The organism is Streptomyces malaysiense, from assembly GCF_000980885.2.
Lineage (GTDB): Bacteria > Actinomycetota > Actinomycetes > Streptomycetales > Streptomycetaceae > Streptomyces > Streptomyces malaysiense.
The window spans coordinates 1-1331 of record NZ_LBDA02000098.1 but is presented as its reverse complement, the minus strand read 5'-3'; the positions used below and the strand labels follow the sequence as shown (position 1 = coordinate 1331).

Annotated in this window: 1 pseudogene; it reads right to left on the bottom strand. The window is 70.8% G+C overall.

The window, feature by feature from the left end:
- Nucleotides 1–8 precede the first annotated feature (8 nt).
- Nucleotides 9–1217 (bottom strand): annotated as a pseudogene (locus VT52_RS32045) (NF041680 family putative transposase); the annotation flags it as partial.
- Nucleotides 1218–1331 lie beyond the last annotated feature (114 nt).

Sequence of the window (1331 nt, the reverse complement as noted above, 5' to 3'; positions counted from 1 at the left end):
CTTGGCGTTTAACCTCGCTGGGCTTGGTGTTCCTTGATCGATTCGGCGCGCTTGACGGTCTTGCCGACGTCGTGGCGCCTGGCCCGTTGTTTGTTTTTCGAGCCGGGAGGCCGTCCGGGGCCTGGTCGGGACGGTTTCGGTGCGCTTGCCGGGCGGGCTGCTGTCGCGCGGACGTTGCGAAACCCCCGACGGATCCGGGCGGGGGTGAGGCGGCGGGGTTCTGCGGGCCGTTCCCAGGGACGACGGAGGTCCTCGGCGAGGGGCCGGGCGAGGCGGAGCTGGGTGTGGGCGGCGATGATCAGCCAGGTCCACAGGTCGGCCGTGTCGGGGTTCCTGACCTTCGGGGCGGTCCAGCCCAGGGTCTGTTTCATCAGCCGGAAGGTGTGCTCCAGGTCGAAGCGACGGAGGAAGGACTGCCACCAGCGGTCCACGTCCGCCGGTGCGGCGGCGGTGGCCGAGCACCACAGCCAGACCGGTTTCGGGTCACGGTCACCGGGCAGGTGCTCGACCTTCAGGCGGATCAACGTGCCGTGCAGGATGAGGAGTTCTTCCTTGGCGTGGTTCAGCCAGGGGCCGCGGTGAGTGAGCCGGGGGTGCATCCGGTCCCAGGCCGTAGCGGTGGCCGTGCCGTAGCGGGTGGTGTCCGTGGCGGTCGTGACGTCGGGCTCGTGCCAGCTGTCGGGCTTCTTGAACGTGAGGACGCCGCCATGCCGGCGGGGGCGCCCGCCCCGGGGACCCGACCGGGCGGGGCCGGGGTCGCGGAGCATGACCCGATCCGAGCGCAGGCGCCCGACCAGTACGACGGGCAGGTCGGCGAGAGCGTGGGTCAGGTAGGCGACGTCGTAGCCGGAGTCCATCACGATCAGGATGTCCGGATCGCCGGGTCTCCAGTGGCCTGCACTCGTCAACCGCTCGACGACATCGTGGAGTTGGTCGGCAGTGACGGTCGTCGCGTCGTCGGCCGGGCCCAGGCGGACCGCGTCCAGGAGAGCGACCCAGGAGGTGCGGCCGGACTCCAGGGCCGCGACGAAGGAGTAGGGCCAGCCGGGCACCAACTGGTCCGAGCTGCGGTCGCCGCGTCCGTAGACATGACAGAAGAGCCGGTCGCGGCTGGTGGGAGCGTCGGGTCGCAGCCAGTGCGACACGTCCACGGCGAGCACGATCCGCCCGTCGGCCGCCTTCGGCAGCGGCAAGCCCGCCAGCGTGCGGCGCAACCGTGTCGGCTCCTGAGGTTCCCCCGGCGTGCGGGAAGTGCTGATCAGCTGGTCAGGAGGGGGTGACGGGGTTTCAGGTTCGTTCGTTCGGCCGTTGCCCGGTCGGCGTAGTGCCTG